A 24,342-nucleotide genomic window follows, 5' to 3' on the forward strand; every position below is an offset into this window, starting at 1 on the left:
CCGCCGTCCGCGGCGGAGACCTGTCGGCTCTCGAATTAGTGTCCGACACAGGCTTATGAGGTCGGAGATGCTATCGGGGTGTATGGACGCCCTCCCCGTCGCCGAACTGCTGCTCCAGACCGCACTCAGCGAGACGCCGTACGGCTCGCTGTTCGTCGGACTGCTGACGCTCGGTGCGGTCGTCCTCGTCGGCCGCGTCCTCCTGCGTCTCGCGTGGCGACTCGTAACCATCGCAATCGTCGTCGTCGGCTTGCTGGTCGTCGTCTCGATGGTCGCACCGGGACTGCTGTAAGAGCGCTCTCAGTCTCAGTCGGCCGCGGACCGCGGCGCGTCGGCGACGCAGTTCCGCAAGAAGTTCTCGACGACGTCGTGACCGACGGCCGTCAGCACGCTCTCGGGGTGGAACTGGACGCACTCGATGGGGTGTTCGCAGTGGCGAACGCCCATGACGAGTTCCGTCCCGTCGTGGTCGGTCGTCGCCGTGACCTCGAAGCAGTCCGGTACGTCCGTCGCCACGAGCGAGTGATACCGCCCGGCCGGAAACCCCTGTTCGAGTTCCGCGTAGACGCCTCGTCCGTCGTGGTCGACCGCGAACGCTTTCCCGTGGACGGGGTCGGGGGCGTGGCCGATCTCGCCGCCGTAGGCGTACACCGCCGCTTCGAGCCCGAGACAGACGCCGAGCGTCGGCACCTCGGGGCTCAGTTCCCGGAGCACGTCGAGCGTCACGCCGACGTCGCGGTCGTTCTCGGGGTGGCCCGGTCCCGGACTCAGGACGATGGCGTCGGCGCCGACGCCGCGAATCTCGTTGAGCGACGCCGTGTTCTTCAGTACCTCCACGTCGACTCTCTCGGAAGTCCCTCCGCGTTCGACCCGCGCCTCCGAGAGGTACTCGACGAGGTTGTAGGTGAACGAGTCGAAGTTGTCGACGACGAGCGCCTTCATCGCGTCGCCTCCGCTGGCGCTTTCTCGTCGTTCGCTCCGCGTTCGATGCGTTCGAGCGCGTCGAGCACGCCGCCCATCTTCTGTTCGGTCTCCTCGTACTCGGCGGCCGGGTCGCTGTCGGCGACGATGCCCGCTCCCGCCCGAACACGGACCGTGTCCTCGTCGCCGTCGCGTTCGATAGTCGCCGTCCGGATGACGATAGCCACGTCGGCGTCGCCGGTCCACGAGTAGTAGCCGACGCCGCCGCCGTACAGTCCCCGAGGAGTGGTCTCCAGCGCGTCGATAATCTCCATCGCGCGGACCTTCGGTGCCCCCGAGAGCGTCCCCGCCGGGAACGACGCCCGGGTGGCGTCGAACGCGTCCGATTCGCCGTCGAGAGTGCCCGAGACAGTCGACTCGATGTGCTGGACGTGGCTGTACTTGAGGACGTTCATGAACTCCTCGACGCGGACGCTGCCGGCTTCGGAGACGCGGCGCACGTCGTTTCGCGCCAGGTCGACGAGCATCGTGTGCTCGGAGCGCTCCTTGGCGTCGGCGAGCATCTCGCCCGCGAGTCGACGGTCCTCGACGGGGCTGTTCCCGCGCGGACAGGTCCCCGCGATGGGGTTCGCGACGACCCGGTCGCCGCGCACCGAGACGAGCGTTTCCGGACTCGCGCCCACGACGGTTCGGTCGCCGTGGCGGAGCAGGTACATGTACGGCGAGGGGTTCACCTCGCGCAGCGACGCGTAGAGGCCGAGCGGATCGATCTCTCCGCTGAGCTCTCGGGTTCGGGAGATGACGCCCTGGTAGATGTCGCCGTCGAGGACGTGCTGTTTCGTCTCGCGGACCGCCGCCTCGTACGCCTCCCGCGATTCTGCCGTCTCGCGGCGCTTCTCGAACCCGCCGTGGTCGGGCGTCTCGGCCCCGGCGAGCTTCTCGCGCAGGCGCGTTGCCTCCGCCTCGAGTTCGTCGTAGACCGCCTCGGGGTCGTCGTCGGGGCCGACGACGGGCGTGAAGACGAGCGACACCGAGTCGGTGGCGTGGTCGAAGACGAGCGTCTTCGTCGTCAGGACGAACTGCGCGTCGGGCGTCGAAGACTCCTCGGCGCGGGCCGCGGGCCGTTCGACGCCGACTTCCTCCAACCAGAGGTCGTAGACGGCGTCGTACGCCAGAAAGCCAACCAGGCCGCCGTCGAGGCGCTGGCGGGCAGTCCCCTCGCCCTCGTCGAACCCGACGCGTTCGACGTCCGGGAGCGCGCCGCGGAGCGCGTCGAGCACGTCGCCGTCGTCGGGCGTGACGTAGTCCGACGCGCGCCCGCCGAGCGACTCGACCGTCGCCCCGTCGGCGTCGACGGTGACGACGGCCTCCGGGTCGTAGCCGACGAACGAGTAGCGGGCGTGGCGGTCGGTCGCCGTCCCGGGCGAGAACGCCCCGTCGGGGTCGCTCGACGGCGTCTTCTCGGCGCTCTCCAACAGGAAGCCGTAGTCGTTCTCGTCCGACAGCGCCGCGTACGCCGACAGCGGGGCGGTCGACGGGAGGTCGAGCGTCGCCGTGATTCGGGCCACCGCGGGGCCGTCGACGCCGTCGAACAGCGACGCGAAGGACGCCCGAGTCCGGTCGAGCGAACTCACGCCGACACCTCCTCGCGGAACGTCGCCGCCTTCGCCCGGTAGACGAACTCACGAACCGCGTCGCGGTCCTTGATACCTCCGGCGAGTTCGACACCGCTGGCGGCGTCGACGCCGTACGGGTCGACCGTCTCGACGGCCGCCTCGACGTTCTCCGGCGTCAGCCCGCCGGCGAGGACGACCGGCGAGCAGAGCCGCTTCGCGAGTTCGGCGGTCGCCTCCCAGTCGTGAGTCTCGCCGGTTCCGCCCGCGCCCTCGTCGGTCACCGAATCCAGGAGCACCGCGTCGACGACGGGGTCGAGTTCCCGCGCCCGTTCGGGCTCTTCGGCGTCGACCGCGGTGACGAGCTTCGTCTCCGCCTCGGCGCGGACGTACTGGAGTTCGTCGACGGTGAACTCGCCGTACAGCTGGAGCACGTCGGGGTCGACCAGACGCGAGAGTTCGACGGCACGCTCCGGCGTCTCGGGCATGAGCACGAGGACAGTCGTGACGAACGGCGGCGTGGCGGCGACGAGGTCAGCCGCCGAGGAGGGCGTGACCTCCCGCGGGCTCTCGACGTCCGACGGGAGTTCGGTGATGACGCCGACGGCGTCGACGCCGGCGTCGGCGGCCACTCGGAGGTCTGCGGCGCGGGTGAAGCCGCAGAGTTTGACGCGCGTCATCAGTTGCTCCGGGCGGGTTCGGCCGGTGACTCCGTAAGCCGTCGGAGTTTCTCGGCGGCGGCGCCCGAGTCGATAGCCTCGCGCGCTCTGTCGACACCGTCTTCGATGCTGTCGGCGAGGCCGGCGACGTAGACGGCCGCGCCCGCGTTCGCGAGGACGATGTCGCGCTTCGCACCGGTCACGTCGCCTTCGACGATACCGCGGAGGTCGGCGGCGTTCTCCTGGGGGGTACCGCCGGAGACGGCCGCGATTGGTGCCGAGTCGAGCCCCATCTCCTCGGGCGTGAGCGCGTACTCGGTGATGTCGTCGCCGTCGACTTCGGCGACGGTCGTCTCGCCGTGGAGCGCGATCTCGTCGAGGCCGTCGCCGTGGACGACGAGCGCTCGCTCGACGGGCATGTGCGACACCGCGCGTGCGATGACCGGGACGAGCTCCGCGTCGTAGACGCCGAGCACCTGCGCGTCGGCCCCTGCGGGGTTCGTCAGCGGGCCGAGCACGTTGAACAGCGTCCGCATCCCGAGTTCCTTCCGCGGGCCGATGACGGCTTTCATCGCCGGGTGGAACACCGGCGCGAGCATGAACCCGATGCCGTCGCGTTCGATGGCGCGTTCGATCGCCGGCGGTTCGGCGTCGATCTCCACGCCGGCGACTTCGAGCACGTCGGCGCTCCCCGACGAGGACGACACGGAGTAGTTCCCGTGTTTGGCGACGGCGACGTCCGCACCGGCCGCGACGATGGCGCTCGTCGTCGAGACGTTGATCGTGTCGTAGTCGTCGCCGCCGGTACCGCAGGTGTCGACCAGCGGCGTTCGGTCGGGCGAAATCGTCCGCGCGGCGTCGCGCATCCCCCGCGCGAACCCGGCGATTTCGGCTTCCGTCTCGCCTTTCGCTCTGAGTGCGGCCAGCAGCGCACCGATCTGTGCCTCCGTTGCACCCTCGAAAACCGCGCTGGCGGCTCCGTGGGCCTCCTCGACGCTCAGACTCTCCCCCTCCGTGACGCGTTCGATGTATTCCTGCATGGTGGACACCAATGTACGTATTCGTGTTATAGTGTACAAATCAGTACATCGGCATAAGCCTGTCGCCGAGAACCGCGGCCAGCGGGTCCATCGCACGCCGAGCGCTCCTATTTGAGGGCGTCGAAAGTCGCCGACGGAACCGCGTTCCGAAACCTTCAATTACTCGGCGGGGATACGTGATAGTGCGTTCAGCAGGTGAGCGCCGGACTGGGTTTGTGGTCTAGTCTGGTTATGACACCTCCTTGACATGGAGGAGGCCGGCAGTTCAAATCTGCCCAAACCCACTACCGTTTTCGAACTCCCCGCGTCTCTGCTCTGAACTGATACGACAGTCAGTTCTCCAATCCGCCGTTCGACCGAGAAACGACGGAGTAAAACGACGCCCGACGACCGCCTCGACAGCGTATCGTCCCTCTGCGCCCGTCGTTCGCGGCCCGGCCTCCCGCCCTTTCTCTCCGAATCCGCTGACTGACAGCCGAGAGACACATACCGCACGAACGTTATGTTTCTCCGATAAACGTCACAATTCAAAAGTTCAACCGATGAAAAACAAAGTAGTTGCGGAGTGACACTGGACGGGATGGGTCAAACACAGGAGACGTATCGGGTCCGAGGGTACGCCGAGTCCGACCGGAAGACGTTCTGTGACCTCTTCGGCGAGGAGTGGTTCGAGATAGACGAACAGTGGTTCGAGTGGCGGTATTCGAGTCCGTACCTCGACGAGAAGGCGATCGCCGTCGCCACGGCGAACGGGAAACCGGTCGGGTTCTTCCCGTGTATGGTCTTTCCGCTCCGGGCGAACGGCGAACGAACGCTCGCGCTCCAACCTGCGGGCGTCGTCATCGACGCGAACCACCGAAGGCGCGGACTGTTGACCAAACTCGCGACCTGGCTGTTCGAGACCTACGAAGGGACCGAGGCATCGGTGTTGTTCAACTTCCCGAACGAGGCCATCAGTCCGGGTCTCCAGAAACTGGGATGGAGGGAGATACTCTCGCTGACCTCGTACTTCCGCGTCCAACACCCGAACGCGCTCTTGCGCGCGCGCGGCCGAGAACTCGGTGCCCTCGGAGACGTGGCGCTGGACGCGCTCTCGAAAGTTCACCTCTCCTGCAGCCGGCAGTTTAGAGCCGACGAATCCGGTGTGACCGTCACCCATCACTCGACGGTACCGGCGGAGGAGTTCGAGTCGCTGTACGCCGAGAACATCCCGAACGCGATTCACGTCGCTCGTGACGCCGCGTTCTATCGCTGGCGCTACGACGCGCCGGAGCGCGACTACTGCGTCTACGTCGCTCGGCGCGACGAACCGGTCGCAGGCGCCATCACGTGCACCGAGCGGACGTCGAACGGACTCGTTCTCACCAACGTGATGGAGGCGCAGCCGATGGGCGTCGACGACAGAGATCCGGCGTTCGAGCGGCTACTGGACGCGATAGCGGCCGACCACCCCGAGAGCGACCTGATACGGGCGACGAAGGCGACGCTTCCTCGCGGGGCGGCGCTGCGTTCGGGTTACCTCCCCGACGACGAACTCCCGCTCTCGAAGGTCCGGAAACCGTCGACGAAGATGGTGGCCCGTCCGGTCTCGACGACCGGTCGGCCGTGGCGGCTGAACGGATTACCGCTCACCGACCCGGACAGTTGGGAACTCATGCTCAGTGAACGGGACCCGACGTACTGAGACGACCGCCTCAGAACGACCGCGCCGGTTCGTCGACCACTCGGTCGAACTGCGCCTTCAGTGCCCCGTCGACAGCGACGCCCGGCTGGACCGCGTGGACGCCGTGGAGCCGTCGACCCGCCGTCTTCTGCAGTACCGCCGAGAAGAACCGAGAGACGATGTCCGGTTCACAGTACATCTCTAAGACGCCGAGCGCGTCGGTGACTACGCAATCGCCCTCCGAGAGCGTCGAGAGCGCGTCGACGAGACGCATCCCGACACCCGTCACGTCGCCGGGGTGGACGACGCCCGAGAGACTCACGGGTCCGTCGTAGTCGAGTTCGACGGGCCAGACCGACAGCAGCGTCGCGCTCGCGGGGTCGAACCCCGACTCGCGCAGCAGGCGTTCGAGCCGCTGCGGGTGGAGACGGGCGCTGACGACGAGGAGTCTGTCGGTTCGTGGTAGTGCCGCCGCGGGAAAGGGGTCGGCAGTGCGCACGAGCGTCTGTTCGCCCGGCGCCGGCGCGTTCGTCGCGTTCACATCTACGTCGAGAGCCATTGGAGATCCTGCGGCGTCGCCGCCGCGTACTCCCTCGTAAAACGGCCTCCCTTATCGACATACGCCGCCTACCGAGACCATAGCCACTCGTTACCGGATGGTTTGCTCCGCCTTCCGACGGCCTCGACGGGAGTCGAACCGACGGGAGACGACCGCCTCGCCCGCGTTCACTCGGTCTCTTCGCTCGGCGGTCCGTGCACGAGTTCGTGGATACCGACGACGAGTGACGGCACGACGACGATGAAGATGTGTTCCTCCAGGGGGATGCCGAGCAGTTCGACGCCCGTCCGCAGCGGAATCGAGAAGACGCCCACTTCGAGCGTGTACCAGTCCCAGACGTAGGCGATGGGGTAGAGCACGGCGACGGTCTTGCCCGCCCGGCGGAACGCGTTCGCCCGCCAGAGGAGGACGGCCGCGAAGCTTCCGAACAACACTTCGGTTAGTAAGTACGTGTACGGTCCGAAGACGCCGATATCCGGAAGTGTCGTACCGACCAGCCGAGCACCGCCGACCGCCCGTATCCCCATGCTATAGCACACCATACCTACTATACGACGCGGTATCGGAAAGCAGCGGGGGGTGAACAACCTTCAAGCCCTCCGACGGTGTACGTAAAAATTGGACCATGGACATTACTGACATAGTACTCCAGGACTTCGTGGAGCTGGAGGCCGACACCCGACTCGGGAAGGTCCGGTCTGCGTTCGAGCGCGAGAACCCGAAGGGTATCATCATCACCGACGACGGCGACTACGTCGGGGTGGTCGGCGAGAAGCAGTTGATTCAGTCGCACATCGAAGACAACACGAAGGCCGCCGCGTTGATGCGCTCCGCGCCGCGCATCGACCGTCACGAGGATGTCCGCGAGGCGTCGCGGATGCTCATCGAGGGTGACACCCAGATCGCCCCCGTCTACGAGGGCGAGAAGCTCTGGGGCATCATCACGAGCGACGCGATTCTCGAAGCCGTCCACGACAACCTGGACGCGCTCACCGTCGAGCAGATCTACACCGAGGACGTGGTGACGATTCGGGAGGAGGACCGCAACGGGCAGGCGATAAACCGCCTCCGCGAGAACGGTATCTCTCGACTGCCCGTCCTCAACGAGAACGGCCAACTCACCGGCGTGCTGACGACGCACGACATCACCGAGTTCGTCGTCCGCAACGAGGCCCGTCAGGGAACCGGGGACCGGAGCGGCGACCTCGAACGGATGCTCGACCTGCCGGTGTACGACCTGATGACGAGCCCGGTGTTCACGACGAACCCCGGCGAGTCGGTCAAAGACGCCGTCTCCCGGATGTTCGAGAACGACATCGCCGGGCTGGTCGTCACGCCGTCGGACAGCGACTCGGAGGTGCTCGGCGTCCTCACGAAGACGGACGTGCTCCGAGCGCTCACCTACACCGAGGAAGAGCAGATGGACGTCCAGATCACGAACGTCGACCTGCTCGACACCGCCTCTCGGACCGAACTGGTCGAGAGCCTCACGCAGGTCGTCGACAAGTACCAGGAGATGCAGGTCCACCACGCGCACCTCCGGTTCCACGAACACAAGGAGAAGCTCCGCGGGACGCCGCTCATCCAGGCGCAGATCAGGCTCCGGACGAGCCACGGACAGGTCGCGGGCTCCGGAGAGGGCTACGGTGCCGAACACGCCTTCCGCGTCGCCCTCGACAAGCTCGAACGCAACGTCCTAGAACTGAAGGGCATCAACGCCGACGAGCAGTACCGCGGCCAGTTGCTGCGGAAGCTCGGCGAGCTATAAAACGACCTTTTACGCTGCGTGAAGGCGGCTTCGCCGCCTTCACTCGGTAAAAGCTCGACCAAAAGCACTCCTCCTTCGTTTCGGTGCTTCGCACCTCCACTTAGTCGTCGGCCCGCTCGCTCACTTCGTTCGCTCGCGGTAGAACAGTTGGGCTCCCTCGAAACCCTCAATTGGTAACAGAAACGCCGTGATGGATACAGAGAGTGTATTCAGCACCAGTATCCGCGCGAGCAGAGCGAGCGCGGTTCTCGGACGGCGAGGCCGAAGGCCGAGCAGTCCGCCTTTTTCATCGACGTTTTTGCGCCGAGTGGTTCGCCGAAGGCGAACCCGAGGCGGAAAAAGGTCGCGCCTTCTATTCAGCACGACCGCCGAAACCTATCGTCGATTGAAGGTTTTGACAAAGCCAAACAGCGTCGAACAGCCGCCTCAGAACTCCTCTGTCGCCTCTAACCCGGTTCCCGTAATCCGGAACGTCACGCTCTCACCGGCGGCTTTCGCTCGGTGTTTCTCCAGCGTCGCCCGGCGGTTGCCGCCGCGGAAGCGGTCGAGGCGGACGACGACGCCGGTCCAGTGTTCGAGCGTGTTGCCGCCGAGCGCCCGCGTCCGGTCGGTGTCGGGGTCGGTGAACACCTGGTTCGTCAGCACGACGGCGATGTCGTGTTTCCGTGCCAGAGAGAGCAGATGCGTCACCTGCCGGGCGACGCGACGGAGCGACTCACCGCTCTCTCCGCCCTCGATAGTACGTTCGAGGCGGTAGAACCCGGTGGCGCTGTCGAGGACGACGAGGTCGGCTCTGTCGGCGAACTCCTCGGCGTCGCGGACGGCCTCCTCCTGTTCGGCGAAGTCGTACGCCTCGGTGACGATGACGCGGGAGGCGACGTCCTCGAACGCTTGCTCGTCGTCCGTTCGGGCCTCGACTAATTGGCGAAATCGGTCGATGGAGAGCCCCTCGGTGTCGATGTAGACGACGGTGCCGCCGGCGGCGGCGACGTCGACGGCCGCCGACAGGGCGACGTTCGTCTTCCCCGCCGCCGGTGCGCCGTACACCTGCGTCACGGTCCCGCGTTCGAGACCGCCCCCGAGCAGGTCGTCGAGCGGCGCACACCCCGTCGAGAGTGTTTCGGTCACACTCGGCGTTGGCGCGGTCCCCGGAAAAAGACCCCGGTCCGGCCCCGAGACACGCGATATACGGTGTCCGACGAGGCGGCCGACTGGGGCGAACCGCGTTCTCCAGAGCGCCTCGATGCAGACCCGGAACTGCACTTTTTACTCCCTCGCGGTCCAACGAGACCCGTGATAGTCGTCGCGACGGAGGATTTCGAGCTGTACCACGAGGCGGTCTCCGCGCTGCGCGAGCGCGGCGTGACGTTCACCACGGTCCGACCGGGCGAGGAACTCCCGGGCGCTACGAACGTCCTCGTCACAGCGTCGGACGACGCCGTCGGCGAGCTCCCGGCCGAGGTGACCCACATTCGGACGACCGCCGACGACGTCCGGAAAGCCGTCGAAGAGGCGCTCGCCGTCCTCCGCGGCGGCGACCGACGGACGGTCATCGGCGTCGACCCCGGCACGCGGCCCGGAATCGCCGTCCTCTCCGGCGAGATGGTCGTCGCGGCGTTTCAGGTCCCGCTCTCGGAGGCGGTGGAGGCGATTCGCCGCGAGGCCGACGACGCCGTCGACCCGCTCGTCCGCGTCGGCGACGGGGCGCGCCTCCAGAGCGCCCAGATCGTCAACGACCTCGAAGACGTGCCGGTGGAACTCGTCGACGAGACGGGGACGACGCCGTACCTCGGGTCGGGCGCTCGCGGCATGGGCGACGTGCTCGCGGCGGTCAACATCGCCCATCTGGAGGGCGAACGCGTCGACTCCCGGGAGATAGAGCCGACGGCCGGCGAACTGCAGATCATCAAGGACCGCTCGCGCGAACAGTCGCCCGAGAATCGGAGCATCGACGAGTCGCTGGCGCGCCGCGTCGCGGCCGGCGAACTGAGCGTCGAGGAGGCGTTAGAGGAGCACCGAACCGGCGGGGCCGACGACGCCGAATCGGTCGCCGACGACGAGAACTGACTACTCCTCGGACCGTTCGGACACCGCGTTCTCCGCGCGCCGCATCACCTCTCGAACGGCCAAATCCGTCTCTCGCGCCACCGCCAGCGCGTCGTCGAACTCGGTGCTCCGGTCGTAGACGACGCCGTCGGCGTCGCTTGCGACCTTCACGCTCACCTCGTACGCCTCGCCGCCGATCTCGAGCGTCGCCGTCTCGAATGCTCTGGAAGCGACCCAGCGGTGACCCGCGCCGTGTTCGCGCACGCCGAGCGTCCCCGTCTCTTCAGCCAATTTACGGGCGACGCGCTCGGCGTCGGCGGGACGGACGATGACCTTCACCAGATGTCCGGGACGCGACTTCTTCATCGTCGCCGGGAGGATGGAAACGTCTCGCGCGCCCGCGTCGGCGAGCGTCTCCTGCAGACCGCCCAGAACCTCGGGCGGCGCGTCGTCGAGATTCGTCTCCAAGACGGTGATCTCCTCTCGCGTGAGTCGGCCGCCGCCGTCGCCGACGAGCGCGCGGAGCACGTTCGGGTGCTCCGGGAAGTCGTATCCGCCCGCCCCGTAGCCCGACGCTCGAACCCGAATCGGCGGCAAGTGGTCGACGCCCTCGGCGTAGTGGGCGAGAATCGCCGCCCCCGTCGGCGTCAGCAGTTCGGCCTCGACGGGGCCGCCCTTCAGCGACCAGTCGGCGCGCTCGGCGATTTCGACCACGGCGGGCGTCGGCACGGGGTAGACACCGTGGCTCATCGACGCCTCGCCGCCGCCGGTCGAAAGCGGCGTCGTGACCGCCCGTTCGACGCCCAAATCGTGTATCAACAGACACGCGCCGACGATGTCGGCGATGGCGTCGTCGGCGCCGACCTCGTGGAAGTGCGTCTCGCCGAGGTCGGTGTCGTGAACCGCCGCCTCCGCCTCGCCGAGGATGCGGAAGACCGCCAACGCGTCGGCTTCCACGTCGCTCGGGAGGTCCATCGACTCCACGATGTCAACGACTTCGGTGTACTTGCGGTGCGGCCCCGCTCCCTCGGCGTGGGTGTGTTCGTGGTGTCCGTCGTCGTGTTCGTGGTGGTGTTCATCGTGGTGGTGGTGGTGTTCATCGTGGTGGTGGTGTTCATCGTGGTGGTGGTGGTGGTGTTCGCCGTTTTCGCCGTCGCTGTGGTCGTGATGATGTCCGCTGGGTCCGTCGCCGTGGTCGTGGTGATGGTGGTCACCATCGTCGTGTTCGTGCTGGTGAGGGTCCTCGGTGTCGCGCGAACCGTCACTGCTCTGGTCTCCGTCCTCGTTTCCGTTGTCACCGACGAGCAACACGTCGACCGTGGTCGAACTGATGCCGTTTTTCACCGTCTCCCCGATTTCGTACCGAACGTCCAGCGCCGCCTCGACGGGCGACAGCGCCGCGGGATCTGCGCCAGCGGCTACCAACGCGGCGAGAATCATGTCGCCGCTGGCACCCATCCGGCCGTCGAACGCGAGTGTGTCCATGCAGAGTGAGCCTCTCGGAGAGAGAAAAACCTCCCGTCGTCCGGCGGCTCGCTCGCCGTCTCCGAGGCGACAGACGACCTGTTCAGGCGGTAGCGATTTGTACGACGACGTAGTACCGTGACACACAATGACATTGGTACGTTCGGTTCGGCTGAGTACGGCCGAAACCCCCGGGAGCAAAGAACTTATCCCGTGTGACCGCCGAATTGCACGTATCCCCGCGAGTACATTATGAACGAAGTCCAACTCGAAGTGGCGAAAGCGTACCCGAACGACTCGGGGCGCGGCATCGCCCGTCTCGACCCGGACACGCTTCTCCACCTGAAGCTCTCACCGGGCGACATCATCGAAATCGAAGGAGGTGAGACGACCGCCGCGAAGGTCTGGCGCGCCGACCGCCAGGACTGGAACACCGACACCGTCCGCATCGACGGTTTCACCCGACAGAACGCCGACGTCGGTATCGGCGAACGCGTGACGATCCGGAAAGCCGAAGCCAAGAAGGCGAACAAACTGGTACTCGCACCGCCCGAAGAGGCGAGCGTCCAGTTCGGTTCCGACGCCGCCGGGATGGTCAAACGCCAGATTCTGAAACGGCCGGTCGTCGAACGCGACATCGTCCCCGTGATGTCGAGTACGAACCACCCGTTCATGCGTTCGCCCGGACAGGCGATCCCGCTCATCGCCGTCGAGACCGACCCGTCTGGCGTCTGTCTCATCACCGAGGACACCGAGGTCGAACTCCGCGAGGAGCCGATTTCGGGCTTCGAGCGCGCCCAGGGCGGCATCACCTACGAGGATATCGGCGGCCTCCAGGGCGAGATTCAGCGCGTCCGCGAGATGGTCGAACTGCCGATGAAGCACCCGCAGATCTTCAAGAAACTCGGCATCGAACCGCCGCAAGGGGTGCTCCTGCACGGTCCGCCGGGGACGGGGAAGACCCTGCTGGCGAAGGCAGTCGCCAACGAGACCTCCGCGAGTTTCTTCTCTATCGCCGGTCCCGAGATTATCTCGAAGTACTACGGCGAAAGCGAACAACAGCTCCGCGAAATCTTCGAGGACGCCAAAGAGGAGTCGCCGGCCATCATCTTCATCGACGAACTCGACTCCATCGCGCCCAAACGCGAGGACGTCACCGGCGAGGTCGAACGCCGCGTCGTCGCCCAACTGCTGACGATGATGGACGGCCTCGAAGCGCGGGGTCAGGTCATCGTCATCGCGGCGACGAACCGCGTCGACTCCGTCGACCCGGCGCTTCGCCGCCCCGGCCGGTTCGACCGCGAGATCGAAATCGGCGTGCCGGACGAAGTCGGCCGCAAGGAGATACTCCAGATTCACACGCGCGGCATGCCGCTGTCCGACGACGTGAACCTCGACCACCTCGCCGACGAGACCCACGGCTTCGTCGGCGCGGACATCGAGAGCCTCACGAAGGAGGCGGCGATGAAAGCCCTCCGCAGATACCTCCCCGAGATCGACCTCGACGAGGAGGACATCCCGCCGAGTCTCATCGACCGGATGATCGTCAAGCGCCAGGACTTCGGCGGCGCGCTCGGCGAAGTCGAACCGAGTGCGATGCGCGAGGTGCTCGTCGAACTGCCCAAGATATCGTGGGACGACGTCGGCGGCCTCTCCGACGCCAAGCAGTCGGTCAAGGAGTCCGTCGAGTGGCCGCTGACGACGCCCGAGAAGTTCGACCGGATGGGCATCGAAGCGCCGAAAGGCGTGCTGCTGTACGGCCCGCCCGGGACCGGAAAGACGCTGATGGCGAAAGCGGTCGCCAACGAGACGAACGCGAACTTCATCTCGGTGCGCGGCCCGCAGCTGCTGTCGAAGTGGGTCGGCGAGTCCGAGAAAGCCATCCGCCAGACCTTCCGCAAGGCGCGGCAGGTGAACCCGACGGTCATCTTCTTCGACGAGCTCGACAGCCTCGCGCCCAGCAGAGGGCAGGAGATGGGCAACAACGTCTCCGAGCGCGTCGTCAACCAGCTCCTGACGGAGCTCGACGGCCTCGAAGAGATGGGCGACGTGATGGTCATCGGCGCGACGAACCGGCCGGACATGATCGACCCGGCGCTCATCCGCTCGGGGCGGTTCGACCGCCTCGTGCTCATCGGCGAACCGGACGAGGAGGGCCGCGAGCAGATTCTGAAGATTCACACGCAGAACAGCCCGCTCGCGCCCGACGTGAGCCTCCGCGAGATCGCCGAGATAACCGACGGCTACGTCGGCTCCGACCTCGAGAGCATCGCCCGCGAGGCGGCTATCGAGGCGCTCCGCGAGGACGACGACGCCGACGAGATCGAGATGCGGCACTTCCGCAAGGCGATGGAGAACGTTCGCCCGACCATCACCGACGACCTGATGGACTACTACGAGCAGATGCAGGACCAGTTCAAGGGCGGCGGCCGCGGCGACCAGTTCGCCGAACGCGGCGGCGGTCGTATCGGCTTCCAATGAAGCTTTTGCGCTACGGGCGCGCGCCGTAGGCGCGCACCCTCGGCAAAAGCTTCACCAAAAGCACTCGTCGCTCATTTCGCTCGTTTCACTCGCTCCATTCTCTCCTCGGCCCGCTCGCTCGCTGCGTTCGCTCGCGGTACAACAGCTTGTAACAGCGCTAACGCCGCTACTCTTCGACGATTCCCACGTGTTCGCGAAGCCACGTCACCGCCGCGTCGACGGCCCCGGGGTCCTGACTCGTGACTTTGATTCGGTTGTACTCCTCGCCGCGAGAGGGGTAGCTGCCGACGGCGACGTCGTACTGGTCGCGGACCTGCGCGAGCTGTGAGGTCACCGCGCCCTCGGGGGCGGGTGTCCGGAGCGTCTCGGAGGTGACGTCGCCGCCGAACTCGTCGGCGACGCGGTCGAACATCGCGCGCATCTCGTCCGGGATACCGGGGAGGACGTAGACGTTCTCCATCACGCAGCCCGGCGAGAGCCCGGCGGGGTTGAGAAGCGGTCGCGCGCCGTCGGGGATCGACGCCTGTGCGTCGGCGTCTATCCGGAGGTCGTAGTTCTCGGCGAGTTCCGGATTCGCCTCGCGGAACGCGGCGACGGTCTCTAAGATATCCTCTCTCGCCTCCTCGTCGACGACGAGCGAGACACCGAACGCCTCGGCGACGCCGTCCATCGTCAAATCGTCGTGGGTGCCGCCGAGGCCGCCGGTTACGACGACGGCGTCGTAGTCGTCGCTCCACCTCCTGACGGCGTCGGCGATGACCGACTCCACGTCGGGGACGGTGAGTATGCGCGTCACCGTCGCGCCTCGCTCGGTCAACTGCCGCGCTAACCACGTCGCGTTCGTGTTCTCCGTATCTCCGGCCAGCAGTTCGTCGCCGACCGTGAGAATCGCCACGTCCATGTCCGTACTGTGGGCTACGGCCGATTAAGCGTTGGTCCGGCGGCAGGCGGGGTAGTGCAGTCGCGGGGCGGTGCTGTACGGTGCGCATGTGTTCACTGTACCGCGAGTGAGCGAAGCGAACGAGCGGACCGACGACCGAGCGGAGGCCAAAGGCCGAAGCGAGGACGGAGTGTTTTTGATGAACCTTCTGCCGAGTGAGGGCGGCGCAGCCGCCCGAACGCAGTGTAAAAGGTTCTAGTAGATGAGCGCGTCGTCGTTTTCGATCATGTAGAGCGTGCGCGCGGCGATGTTGACCGTGTGGTCGCCGACGCGTTCGAGGTCGCGGACCGTGAGCAGGAGCCGAGAGACGTCCTGCATCCGACTCTCGATGTTTCCGCTGTCGGTGGTGTCGGCTTCGATGAGGTCGCGGACGACGATTTCGCTCGCGGCCTCGCACATCGCGTCGAGGTCGTCGTCTCGGTCGGCGATGTCGTAACAGGCGTCGGGGTCGTCGCGGTCGTACGCGTCCATCGCCGCGCTGAGCATCTCCAGCGTGAGGTCGCCGATCCGTTGGATGTCGACATCCGGGAACACGTCGCGCTCGGCGCTCTTGGCGTAGCCGCCGAGGTTCGTCGCCAGGTCGGCGATGCGTTCGAGGTCGGTGATGATTTTGAACGACGCCGCGATGAAGCGGAGGTCGCCAGCGACCGGCTGTTGGAGGGCGATGAGGTCGATACACTGCTGTTCGAGGTCGAGGTACATCCGGTTTATCTCGGCGTCGCCCTCGATGATCTCCTCGGCGAGCTGTTCGTCCTTCTGTTCGAGCGCGTCCATCCCCATCCGCAGGCGTTCGCTGACCACTTCGCTCATGTAGAGAACGTCCTCGCGGAGAGATTCGAGTTGAGATTGGTATTCGTTTCGCGGCATACCTCCGACATGCGTCGGTCGGTGTAATGTATGTTGTGCCTGAGTCGGTCACCGCGGCCCGTTTGTTTCGACCGTGGGCGGTTCTGCGGGGACCGAGCGGTGGGTGGACGAGCGATGAGTGGACGAGCGGTGAGTGTTCGGACCCTCGTACCGTGAGCGAACGAGCGGCGCGAGTGAGCGAGCGGCCCTTTCTGGCCGAGCTTTTTGCAAGGCGCGGTGTGTGAGCGAAGCGAGACCGGAGGTCTCGCAGGCCGTGCGGGCGACTCGTAGGTCGCCCGCAGACGGAGCGAACACACCCGACGCAGTACGAAGGTCGAGGTTTAGTAGATGAGCGCGTCGTCGCTTTCGACCATGTAGAGCGTGCGCGCGGCGATGTTGACCGCGTGGTCGCCGACGCGCTCGATGTCGCGGACCGTGAGCAGGAATCGGTTCACTTCGCCGAACAGCGACCCGCTTCGGTCGTCGGGAGCGGATTCGACGAGGTCGCGGACGACGAGTTCGCCGACGCGTTCGCAGAGGCCGTCGAGTTCGTCGTCGCGGTCGGCGACCGCGTAACAGGCGTCGGCGTCGGCGCCTGCGTACGCCGCCAGTGCGTCCTCGACCATCTCCGCGGCGATGTCTCCGAGGTCCTGGAGATTCACCTCCGGGAACAGTTCGCGCTCCCGCGAGAGGTGGTACCCGCAGATGTTCGTCACCAGGTCGGCGATGCGTTCGAGGTCGGTGATGATCTTGAACGAAGCGACGACGAGACGGAGATCGCCCGCGACGGGTTGCTGGAGCGCGAGGAGGTCGACACAGCGGCTCTCGAGTCGGAGATACCACTCGTTGATCTCGTGGTCACGCTCCGCGAGCGATCGCGCTCTCTCGGAGTCGCGGGCTTCGAGCGCCGAAAGCGCCTTTCGAAGGCGGGAGACGACGGCCTCACCCATGGTGAGCACCTCGTCGCGCAGGTCGTCGAGTTCGCGCTGGAACTGCTCGCGCGGCACGGTCGGTTACCCGAACTTGCCGGTGATGTAATCTTCGACGCGCTGACTGTCCGGGTTCTCGAATATCCGCTGAGTGTCGCCGAACTCGACGAGTTCGCCGCCGGTGAGGAACACCGCGGTCTTGTCGGAGATGCGCGCCGCCTGCTGCATGTTGTGTGTGACGATGACGACGGTGTAGTCCTCCGCGAGGTCGGCGATGAGGTCTTCGACCTGCGAGGTGGCGACCGGGTCGAGCGCCGAGGCCGGCTCGTCCATCAGGATGACGTCGGGGTCGACGGCGATGGCGCGGGCGATGCAGAGTCGCTGCTGTTGACCGCCCGAGAGGTCGAGACCGGACTCGTCGAGGCGGTCCTTTACCTCGTCCCACAGCGCCGCCGACTTGAGGGCGTTCTCGACCTTCTCGTCCAAGTTCTCGGTCTTGCCCTGTATCTTGAGGCCGTAAGCGACGTTCTCGTAGATGCTCTTCGGGAACGGGTTCGGCGACTGGAACACCATCCCGATACGGCGGCGAAGCGCGACGGGGTCGACGTCGTCGTCGTAGACGTTCTTGCCCTCGAACCGCAGCTCGCCGTCGATACGACAGGATTCGATGAGGTCGTTCATCCGGTTGATACACCGGAGGAACGTCGACTTCCCGCAGCCGGACGGACCGATCATCGCGGTCACCTGTCGCTTCGGGATTTCGATGTCGATGCTCTGTAGCGCCTGCGTGTCGCCGTAGAACACGTCGAGGTCCTTGGACGAGACGACCGTCTCGGCGCGCTGGGAACGGTTCTGCTCGGTGCTGTCGACTACCCCCGAACCGGGACGCGGCGACGTTTGCGATTCGACGCTACTGCCGCTCTCGGTGTCTTGTTCGGACGTAGTCATAGTATCCTTACTCATTGTTCACGACCTCCGCTCATATTTGTTGCGGATAAGTATCGCTGCGGCGTTCATAGACAACATGACGACGAGAAGCGTGACGACGCCCGCCGCCATCACGCCGTACTGGAACTCCTGGGACGGCTGACCGACCCAGGCGTAGATCTGACGCGGCATCGCGCTGAAGATGTCGAAGAAGCCGCCCGGTGGTTGGAACACCGACGCGGCGGCACCGATCATCAGAAGCGGTGCCGTCTCCCCGATGGCGCGACCGAACGCGAGGATACTCCCCGTGAGGATGCCCGGCAGCGCCTCGGGAAGGACGACCCGACGAATCGTCTGCCAGCGGGTCGCACCCATCCCGTAGGACGCCTGTCTGAGCGACCCCGGAACCGCTCGGATCGCCTCCTGCGCCGAGATGATGATGATGGGCAGGATGAGCAGTCCGACGGTCATCCCGCCGACGACGACGATACCGCTGGCGAAGTTGAGCCAGTTGACGAACAGCGCCAACCCCAGCAACCCGTAGACGACCGACGGGACGCCCGCGAGGTTCGCGATGTTTATCTCGATGAACTTCACGACGACGCCGAGTGGGCCGTCGCTCGGCGCGTACTCTTCGAGGTACAGCGCCGCGCCGACGCCGATGGGGAACGACGAAACGGCGACGACGACCATCATCATCACCGACCCGATGAGCGCCGGGTAGATGCCCGCCTCCTCGGGGAACCGCGAGTTCGCGCTGGTGAGGAACTGGAGATCGAGCCACGCTTCCGGCCCGGCGAATCCGAGCATCTCGACCAGTACCGCACCGAGGAGTATCCCGGCGATGGCGACCAGCGGGAACGCGAGGCCGACGGGACGGTGGTCCCGACGGCGGACGACGCCCTCGACGTACAGCGCCGTCGGCACCCCCGCGAACGTGAAGAGGATGACCCACACCGGCGGTGTGATTCCGGTCGAGGGGTCGATGAACACGCCGGCGGTGACCGTCGCCAGTAGCGCGCCCCCGGCGACGAGGCCGGCGCGCTGGTCGTTTCGCCGCCGGGCGACGATCAGCCCACCGACGACCGCTCCGCCGAGACCGAACGTGAGCAGGTAGATGAGCCACGCTTGCGGAACGGTCGGGAAGGTGGCGACGAACTCGAACGTCACCGGCGCGAGTACGAAGAGCGCGACGACGGCGACGACCGCCTCTTCGAGGAACGACGCTCTCGTTCGGGCCCGCCTGTGACCGAGAAGGACGCCCCCGGTGACGACGGCGGCGACGACGAACGCCAGCCACTCGACGATGCTGAGCACGTCGATGAACAGCAGCAACACGCCGCTACCGAGTAGCGAGCCGAACAGCGGGACGCCGAGTGCGGTCAGCGCGACGGTCGCCTCGCCGTCGCCGCGCCGCCTGAAGTAGCCGAGCAACGCCGTCGACGGGAGGACGAACGTCAGGAAGAACACGAGGAACCACCCCGGGTTCGCGGTGAACGGCCGAATCGCGTCCTTCGTCACGTAGACGAGCAGTCCGGCGACCATCACGATGCCGAACAGCGTCGCCGACAGGCAGGCCGCCGCGAACACTTTCCCCGGGAGACGGCTGATTCGTTCGGCGTCGCCGAACCAGTCGCCGGTCGCTCCCTCGGTCTCGGCCGCCATCAGCGGCACCCCTCCATCGACGCGCCGGCGGTTCGGCGACTCATTGGTACTCCTCCCGGTACCGCGACGCGACGAACGTACTGGCGAGATTCATTGCGAACGTGATAGTGAACAGCGTGATTCCGATGGCGAACATCGCCTTGTAGGCGGTCGACCCGCCCGCGATGTCCGTCGTCACGAGCTGGACCATCGCGGCGGTCATCACCTCGAGCGACTCGAACGGGCTCGGGACGAGCCGAGGGCGCATCCCGGCGGCGACGACGACGATCATCGTCTCGCCGATGGCCCGCGAGAGCGCGAGGATGAACGACGAGAAGATGCCGGACGCCGCCGCCGGAATGACGACACCGGTCGACACCTCCAGTTTCGTCGCGCCCATCCCGTACCCGGCCTGCCGGAGCGAGTCGGGGACGGCGCTCATCGCGTCCTCGCTCAGACTCGACACCATCGGGACGATCATGATGCCGATCATGATGGAGGCGCTGAGCGCGTTGAACGTGCTCAGTGGGAGCCCGAGCCACTCGAGCGCGGGCGTGAGATAAACCAGGGCGAAGTACCCGTAGACGACCGTCGGGATTCCGGCCAGGATTTCGAGGGCCGGCTTGATCACCGACCGCGTCTTGGTGCTGGCGTACTCGCTCAGATACGTCGCCGACGCGACGCCGACCGGGATGGCGATGAGCGCCGAGAGCGCGGTCACGAACAGGGTTCCGGCGACGAGCGGGAGAACGCCGAACTCCTGCTGTATCGTCGGACTCCACGACGTACCGAGGAAGAAGTCCAGCGGTGATACGGCGAGGAAGAAGTCCACGGCGTCGAACAGGAGCGTCGCGACGATGGCGGCCGTGACCGCCACCGACAGTGCGGCACAACCGAACAACAGCCACTTGATGCTCTGCTCCCGCGCAGAGCGGATCCCCGAACGACCGACGAAGTCGGGTGTGTTACTTTCCTGGCTCATCTTGTGGTGACTGTGTCGTGCATCTTGAAAAGCGGCATGATTCGTTTTCGGTCGTGTGTACGTGTCTATCCGCTGAAATCGGGGTCTCTCCGACCCGACTTACTCGCCGCTGTACTGTTCGAGCTTGCTCAGGTTCTCGTCGCGTAGCTCCGCGCTGGAGGGAACGTACCCGATCCGACTGACGAGGTCCGTCTCGGCCTGTTCGAGGTAGTACTCCGTGAACGCGTAGACCTGTTCTTTCTCCTCGAGTGAGGACTGCGCCGCGTAGATGAACAGGGGCCGCGCCATCGGGTAGTCGCCGATCTTGGCGTTCTCGATGCTCGGCTCCGTGCAACTGCCGTCCTCACTCTCCTTTATCTTGACCGCCTTGACGTTGTCCCGGTTCTCCTCGTAGTAGGCGTATCCGAAGAAGCCCATCGCGTACTCCGAGCCCTGGATACCCTGGATGATGCGGTTGTCGTTCTCGGTGGGTTCGTAGTCGTCGCGTATCGTGTCAGCGTCTTGGATGACGTTGTCGATGAACCAGTCGAACGTCCCGGACGACGAGGCCGGCCCGTAGAGCTCGAACTCCTCGTCGGGCCAGTCGGAGTTGATGTCGCTCCACTTCTGCGCGCCGTCCGGACGCCAGATCTGCGAGAGCTGCTCGAAACTCAGGCAGTCGACCCAGTCGGCGTCGTTGTTGACGGCGACCGTCAGCGCGTCACTGGCGACCTGGAACTCGACGGGCTCGACGCCGTTGTCGCCGCAGCTCTGGACTTCGGTCTCCTTTATCGGACGCGACGCGCCGTTGATGTCGGCGTTTCCGGGGCAGAAGTGGTTCTCGAAGCCGCCACCGCTGCCGGTCGAGTCGACCGAGACGTTCACGTCGTGTTCCTTCATGAACTCCTCGGCCATCGCCTCGGAGACCGGATAAACCGTACTGCTACCTTTGATGATGACCTCGCCGGAGAGGTCACCGGAGCCGCCGCCCCCGGAGCCGTCTCCGGAGCTCCCGTTCCCGTTGGAACCGCCAGAACTTGCACCGGGATTTGTGGTACAGCCGGCGACGCCGACTACCCCAGCCGTTCCTGCACCGACGAGGAACTTACGCCGTGATACGCCGCCCCTCTCGCCCGACGTCTGTTGCGTCATCAATCGTTCATGGCCGAGTGAGACATAAGTACCCTGCTATGACAGCTATATAGCGTTATGTACGTGAATTACTATCCACCGCAATCGGTGTACGAGGCGCACCCACGCGTCGTCGGTTCAAACGGATACCGCCGACAATCCCTGCTTAAATCCTTCTTTTCTCCGTTAATCGAAAACAGTACCTCGGGAACGTCTCGTAACGGACGCTTTCCGGAGGAGGCCGGAAAGAGACCGGTCCGACACTGGTCGTCGAAGATAGGTATCTCGCTGTATCTTGCCACTACAATATATAGATAAGGAGTAGATTTATTATGGCGATGCCCCACCTTCTCTCATGGTCGAGACGCGAAAGGTGCAGGTGACGGGCGGGTCGACGTACACGGTATCGATTCCGAAAGAGTGGGCGACCGAAAACGGCGTCAGCGCCGGAAGCGAAGTCGAGTTCTACCCGGAGGGGGACTCGCTGTTCTTGACGCCACGGACCGAGGAGGAACGGACCGAGGGCACGCTCGACATCTCGAAGTTGGAGGGCCAGGAACTCGTCCGCGCGGTGATGACGATGTACGTCAGCGGCTTCGACGTCATCGCCCTCGAGAGCGGCCGCATCACGAACGACCAGCGGCGGACCGTCCGGGAAGCGACGCAGGGGCTCGTCGGCCTCGAAGTGTTAGAGGAGACCCGCGACCGCATCGTCATCCGCGACCTGCTGGACTCCTCGGAGCTCTCGATTCACAACGCCGTCACCCGGATGCGACTCATCGCGCTGTCGATGCTCGAAGACGCGGTGAGCGCGCTCGCCGAACTCGACATGGATATGGCGCAAGACGTCATCCAACGCGACGACGACGTCGACCGCCTCTACATGGTCGTCTCGCGCATCTTCCGCGCGACGCTTCGGACGCCGAAAGCCGCCGAAGAACTGGGGCTCCCGCGGGAGGTCTGTTTCGACTACCACTCCTCCGCCCGGCAGCTCGAACGCATCGCCGACCACGCGACGAAGATCGCGCATCTGACGCTCAACATCGAGGAACCGGTTCAGGACGACGTGCTCGACGCGCTCTGGGAACTGCACGAGGACGCGACCACCGTCGTCGACGCGGGGATGGACGCCCTCTTCTCGGACGACAGCGTCGAAGCGACCGAAGTCGCCAACGAGGCCCGCGAGTCCGTTCAAGAGATCGACGAGCACGCGCGCACCATCGACGAACTGCTCCGCGACCTCGACCCCGTCCGCGCCCAGATGCTCGGCCTTATCGTCGACTCGCTCTCGCGCAGCGCCGACTACGGCGGCAACATCGCCGAGACGGCGCTACAGAAGGCCGCGCCCACGCCGTAACGCCACCTTTTGACGCCCACCTTTTACGCTGCGCGGACGGCTTCGCCGTCCGCTCGGTAAAAGCTGGACCAAAAGCGCTCGTCGTTCACTCCAGCCGCTTCGCGGCTTCCGTTCTCTCCTCGGCCCACTCGCTCGGGCTACGCCCTCGCTCGTGGTAGAACTGCTCGTCTACAGTAGCCGAAGTTGGTTATCGCCGACTCATCGTTCCGCGAGCGAACGGAGTTCTCGTGAGCCGGAGGCGAACGAGAGCTCGGGAGAGCTTCGCTCTCCCGGCGTGAGCGAGCGGGCCGACGACTGAGCGGAACGAAGTGGAGCGAAGGAGGAGTGCTTTTGGTCCAGCTTTTACCGAGGGCTGCCGGAGGCAGCCCGCAGCGTAAAAGGTGGGCGTTCTATTCCTCGTCGACGAGCACGGCGTTGACCTGTCCGGTCTGGCCCGGACGGGAGGTCACGCGTGCGCGACCGGCGGAGGTGTCGATGATTGCGCCTTTCGTGATGATGTTTCGGCGCGCGTAGTTGACGTTCGAGGGGTTGTCGACGACGTTCTCGATGTCGGCTTGGCCGACCTCGCCGCCCTGGGCGACCTGCGCGACGTTCGTCGCCAGCGCGCGGGTCTTCGTGTTGCTGCCCCGGGAGTCGATGGTCCGGAATCGGGGTTCGCCGACGGTGGTCTCGGCCGGTTCACGACCGAGCTGGTAGCGCTTCTTGTTGCTGGACGGTCGGAGGCGACCGCCGGTTCGCTTCCGCTGGGAGCGTCCTTGGTCCTTCATACCCCGAAGAACTGCCAGCAACTACTTGAATCGCTCGAACTTGCATCGCCGGACTCAGACGACGCACGCGCCGGTTCGCGCGGAGCACTCTCGAACGCGCCGCGAGTAGCAAACTTTAGTGACCGCCGCCGCCGTGGTCTCGCTCATGAGTCTGCAGACCGCGACGGCCGTCCCGTTTCGCCAGCGCGGGAGCGAACGCCTCGGCGAGGGCGAGTTCGTCGTCGTGCTGTCGCTGGACCGCGGCTGGTTCTCGCCGGACCAGGCGAAACGCCTCGTCGACGTGGCGGTCGGCCGCGGCCTACTCGACCGCGACGAGGACAGCGGCGACCTCGTCCCCGCGTTCGACCCCGACGACGTGGAAATCCCGCGCGAGTTCGTTCCCGACGAGTCCATCCTCCGCGAGCAGTCGACGTTCGAGCGCATCCTCGACGCGATGGTCGCCGCCGGCGTCGACAAGCAGCGCGCGGTCGCGACGGCCAACGAGCGCCAGCACCGCCTCGGCGTGACGCTCGAGACCGCAGCGGTACTCACCGCCCGCAGCGAGGGCGTCGACGTCGACGACGTCGCCGGCGCCGTCCGGGCCGACCTGACCGAAACCGAAGCCGAGTAACCCGAGACGCGCCTTC

23 protein-coding genes and 1 tRNA gene are annotated in these 24,342 nt (G+C 65.8%); 8 read left to right on the plus strand and 16 right to left on the minus strand.

Annotated elements, in window-relative coordinates; genetic code table 11:
- Positions 1 to 82: 82 nt before the first annotated feature.
- Entirely contained in the window at positions 83 to 292 is a 210-nt protein-coding gene (locus FCF25_RS03240; protein ID WP_137047310.1) for a hypothetical protein, read from the plus strand.
- A 14-nt stretch (positions 293 to 306) separates the two neighbouring features.
- On the opposite strand, the gene trpG is transcribed toward FCF25_RS03240, so the two are convergent.
- Genes trpG through trpD form a run of 4 tightly spaced genes read right to left on the minus strand, consistent with a single transcriptional unit; the run spans position 307 to position 4,233 of the window.
- Complete coding sequence (gene trpG / locus FCF25_RS03245; protein ID WP_137047311.1) at positions 307 to 942, minus strand: anthranilate synthase component II; 636 nt, start codon at positions 940 to 942, stop codon at positions 307 to 309.
- Positions 939 to 2,555 carry an anthranilate synthase component I gene (trpE, locus tag FCF25_RS03250; protein WP_137047312.1) on the minus strand — a complete coding sequence of 539 codons (1,617 nt, stop codon included), beginning with the start codon at positions 2,553 to 2,555 and terminating at the stop codon, positions 939 to 941. Before trpE ends, trpG begins: the two co-directional genes overlap by 4 nt.
- Positions 2,552 to 3,214 carry a phosphoribosylanthranilate isomerase gene (locus tag FCF25_RS03255; protein WP_117594740.1) on the minus strand — a complete coding sequence of 221 codons (663 nt, stop codon included), beginning with the start codon at positions 3,212 to 3,214 and terminating at the stop codon, positions 2,552 to 2,554. The genes trpE and FCF25_RS03255 overlap by 4 nt, the downstream gene beginning before the upstream one ends.
- On the minus strand, positions 3,214 to 4,233 hold the full coding sequence (trpD, locus tag FCF25_RS03260) for an anthranilate phosphoribosyltransferase (RefSeq protein WP_137047313.1): 1,020 nt from the start codon (positions 4,231 to 4,233) through the stop codon (positions 3,214 to 3,216). Before trpD ends, FCF25_RS03255 begins: the two co-directional genes overlap by 1 nt.
- Before the next feature lie 209 nt (positions 4,234 to 4,442).
- On the opposite strand from trpD, the gene FCF25_RS03265 reads away from it, so the two are divergent.
- Positions 4,443 to 4,517: transfer RNA gene (locus tag FCF25_RS03265), tRNA-Val, on the plus strand.
- 281 nt (positions 4,518 to 4,798) lie between these two features.
- Entirely contained in the window at positions 4,799 to 5,917 is a 1,119-nt protein-coding gene (locus tag FCF25_RS03270) for a GNAT family N-acetyltransferase (RefSeq protein ID WP_137047314.1), read from the plus strand.
- A 10-nt stretch (positions 5,918 to 5,927) separates the two neighbouring features.
- On the opposite strand, the gene FCF25_RS03275 is transcribed toward FCF25_RS03270, so the two are convergent.
- Both FCF25_RS03275 and FCF25_RS03280 read right to left on the minus strand, forming a co-directional pair.
- Positions 5,928 to 6,455: a hypothetical protein gene (locus FCF25_RS03275; protein ID WP_137047315.1), complete on the minus strand. Its 528-nt coding sequence runs from the start codon at positions 6,453 to 6,455 to the stop codon at positions 5,928 to 5,930.
- Positions 6,456 to 6,622: 167 nt separating this feature from the next.
- Positions 6,623 to 6,997 carry a lycopene cyclase domain-containing protein gene (locus FCF25_RS03280; protein ID WP_198665717.1) on the minus strand — a complete coding sequence of 125 codons (375 nt, stop codon included), beginning with the start codon at positions 6,995 to 6,997 and terminating at the stop codon, positions 6,623 to 6,625.
- Between the two features lie 83 nt (positions 6,998 to 7,080).
- On the opposite strand from FCF25_RS03280, the gene FCF25_RS03285 reads away from it, so the two are divergent.
- The gene (locus FCF25_RS03285; protein WP_137047316.1) at positions 7,081 to 8,223 is read left to right on the plus strand and encodes a CBS domain-containing protein; all 1,143 of its coding nucleotides are present in this window, start codon (positions 7,081 to 7,083) and stop codon (positions 8,221 to 8,223) included.
- A gap of 426 nt (positions 8,224 to 8,649) precedes the next feature.
- Here the strand turns inward: FCF25_RS03285 and radB are convergent, their stop codons facing one another.
- Positions 8,650 to 9,351 (minus strand): DNA repair and recombination protein RadB, encoded by a 702-nt coding sequence (gene radB / locus FCF25_RS03290; protein WP_137047317.1) that lies wholly within the window; start codon positions 9,349 to 9,351, stop codon positions 8,650 to 8,652.
- Between the two features lie 165 nt (positions 9,352 to 9,516).
- Between radB and FCF25_RS03295 the strand changes: the two genes are divergently transcribed.
- Positions 9,517 to 10,290 (plus strand): hypothetical protein, encoded by a 774-nt coding sequence (locus tag FCF25_RS03295; RefSeq protein ID WP_137047318.1) that lies wholly within the window; start codon positions 9,517 to 9,519, stop codon positions 10,288 to 10,290.
- Here the strand turns inward: FCF25_RS03295 and larC are convergent, their stop codons facing one another.
- Entirely contained in the window at positions 10,291 to 11,754 is a 1,464-nt protein-coding gene (gene larC, locus FCF25_RS03300; protein ID WP_137047319.1) for a nickel pincer cofactor biosynthesis protein LarC, read from the minus strand.
- 231 nt (positions 11,755 to 11,985) lie between these two features.
- Between larC and FCF25_RS03305 the strand changes: the two genes are divergently transcribed.
- Positions 11,986 to 14,214: a CDC48 family AAA ATPase gene (locus FCF25_RS03305; protein ID WP_117594751.1), complete on the plus strand. Its 2,229-nt coding sequence runs from the start codon at positions 11,986 to 11,988 to the stop codon at positions 14,212 to 14,214.
- A 166-nt stretch (positions 14,215 to 14,380) separates the two neighbouring features.
- Here the strand turns inward: FCF25_RS03305 and FCF25_RS03310 are convergent, their stop codons facing one another.
- The 7 genes from FCF25_RS03310 to FCF25_RS03340 form a co-directional block, all read right to left on the minus strand.
- A complete protein-coding gene (locus FCF25_RS03310; protein ID WP_137047320.1) occupies positions 14,381 to 15,115 on the minus strand; it encodes a molybdopterin-binding protein in 735 nt (244 codons plus the stop codon).
- A 234-nt stretch (positions 15,116 to 15,349) separates the two neighbouring features.
- Positions 15,350 to 16,021 carry a phosphate signaling complex protein PhoU gene (gene phoU / locus FCF25_RS03315; RefSeq protein WP_117594753.1) on the minus strand — a complete coding sequence of 224 codons (672 nt, stop codon included), beginning with the start codon at positions 16,019 to 16,021 and terminating at the stop codon, positions 15,350 to 15,352.
- Positions 16,022 to 16,341: 320 nt separating this feature from the next.
- A complete protein-coding gene (gene phoU, locus FCF25_RS03320) occupies positions 16,342 to 17,007 on the minus strand; it encodes a phosphate signaling complex protein PhoU (protein ID WP_117594754.1) in 666 nt (221 codons plus the stop codon).
- Positions 17,008 to 17,013: 6 nt separating this feature from the next.
- On the minus strand, positions 17,014 to 17,892 hold the full coding sequence (pstB, locus tag FCF25_RS03325; RefSeq protein ID WP_137047321.1) for a phosphate ABC transporter ATP-binding protein PstB: 879 nt from the start codon (positions 17,890 to 17,892) through the stop codon (positions 17,014 to 17,016).
- 3 nt (positions 17,893 to 17,895) lie between these two features.
- A complete protein-coding gene (pstA, locus tag FCF25_RS03330; RefSeq protein WP_117594756.1) occupies positions 17,896 to 19,521 on the minus strand; it encodes a phosphate ABC transporter permease PstA in 1,626 nt (541 codons plus the stop codon).
- A gap of 40 nt (positions 19,522 to 19,561) precedes the next feature.
- Positions 19,562 to 20,482 carry a phosphate ABC transporter permease subunit PstC gene (gene pstC / locus FCF25_RS03335; RefSeq protein ID WP_137047322.1) on the minus strand — a complete coding sequence of 307 codons (921 nt, stop codon included), beginning with the start codon at positions 20,480 to 20,482 and terminating at the stop codon, positions 19,562 to 19,564.
- Between the two features lie 99 nt (positions 20,483 to 20,581).
- Positions 20,582 to 21,613, minus strand: a complete 1,032-nt coding sequence (locus FCF25_RS03340; protein WP_137047323.1) for a PstS family phosphate ABC transporter substrate-binding protein — start codon at positions 21,611 to 21,613, stop codon at positions 20,582 to 20,584.
- Between the two features lie 334 nt (positions 21,614 to 21,947).
- Between FCF25_RS03340 and FCF25_RS03345 the strand changes: the two genes are divergently transcribed.
- Positions 21,948 to 22,949 carry a phosphate uptake regulator PhoU gene (locus FCF25_RS03345; RefSeq protein WP_117594759.1) on the plus strand — a complete coding sequence of 334 codons (1,002 nt, stop codon included), beginning with the start codon at positions 21,948 to 21,950 and terminating at the stop codon, positions 22,947 to 22,949.
- A gap of 389 nt (positions 22,950 to 23,338) precedes the next feature.
- On the opposite strand, the gene FCF25_RS03350 is transcribed toward FCF25_RS03345, so the two are convergent.
- On the minus strand, positions 23,339 to 23,716 hold the full coding sequence (locus FCF25_RS03350; protein WP_117594760.1) for a 30S ribosomal protein S8e: 378 nt from the start codon (positions 23,714 to 23,716) through the stop codon (positions 23,339 to 23,341).
- 145 nt (positions 23,717 to 23,861) lie between these two features.
- Between FCF25_RS03350 and FCF25_RS03355 the strand changes: the two genes are divergently transcribed.
- On the plus strand, positions 23,862 to 24,326 hold the full coding sequence (locus FCF25_RS03355) for a DUF2240 family protein (protein WP_137047324.1): 465 nt from the start codon (positions 23,862 to 23,864) through the stop codon (positions 24,324 to 24,326).
- Positions 24,327 to 24,342 lie beyond the last annotated feature (16 nt).

The sequence above is a fragment of the Haloprofundus sp. MHR1 genome, assembly GCF_005155585.1.
Classification (GTDB): Archaea; Halobacteriota; Halobacteria; order Halobacteriales; family Haloferacaceae; genus Haloprofundus; species Haloprofundus halophilus.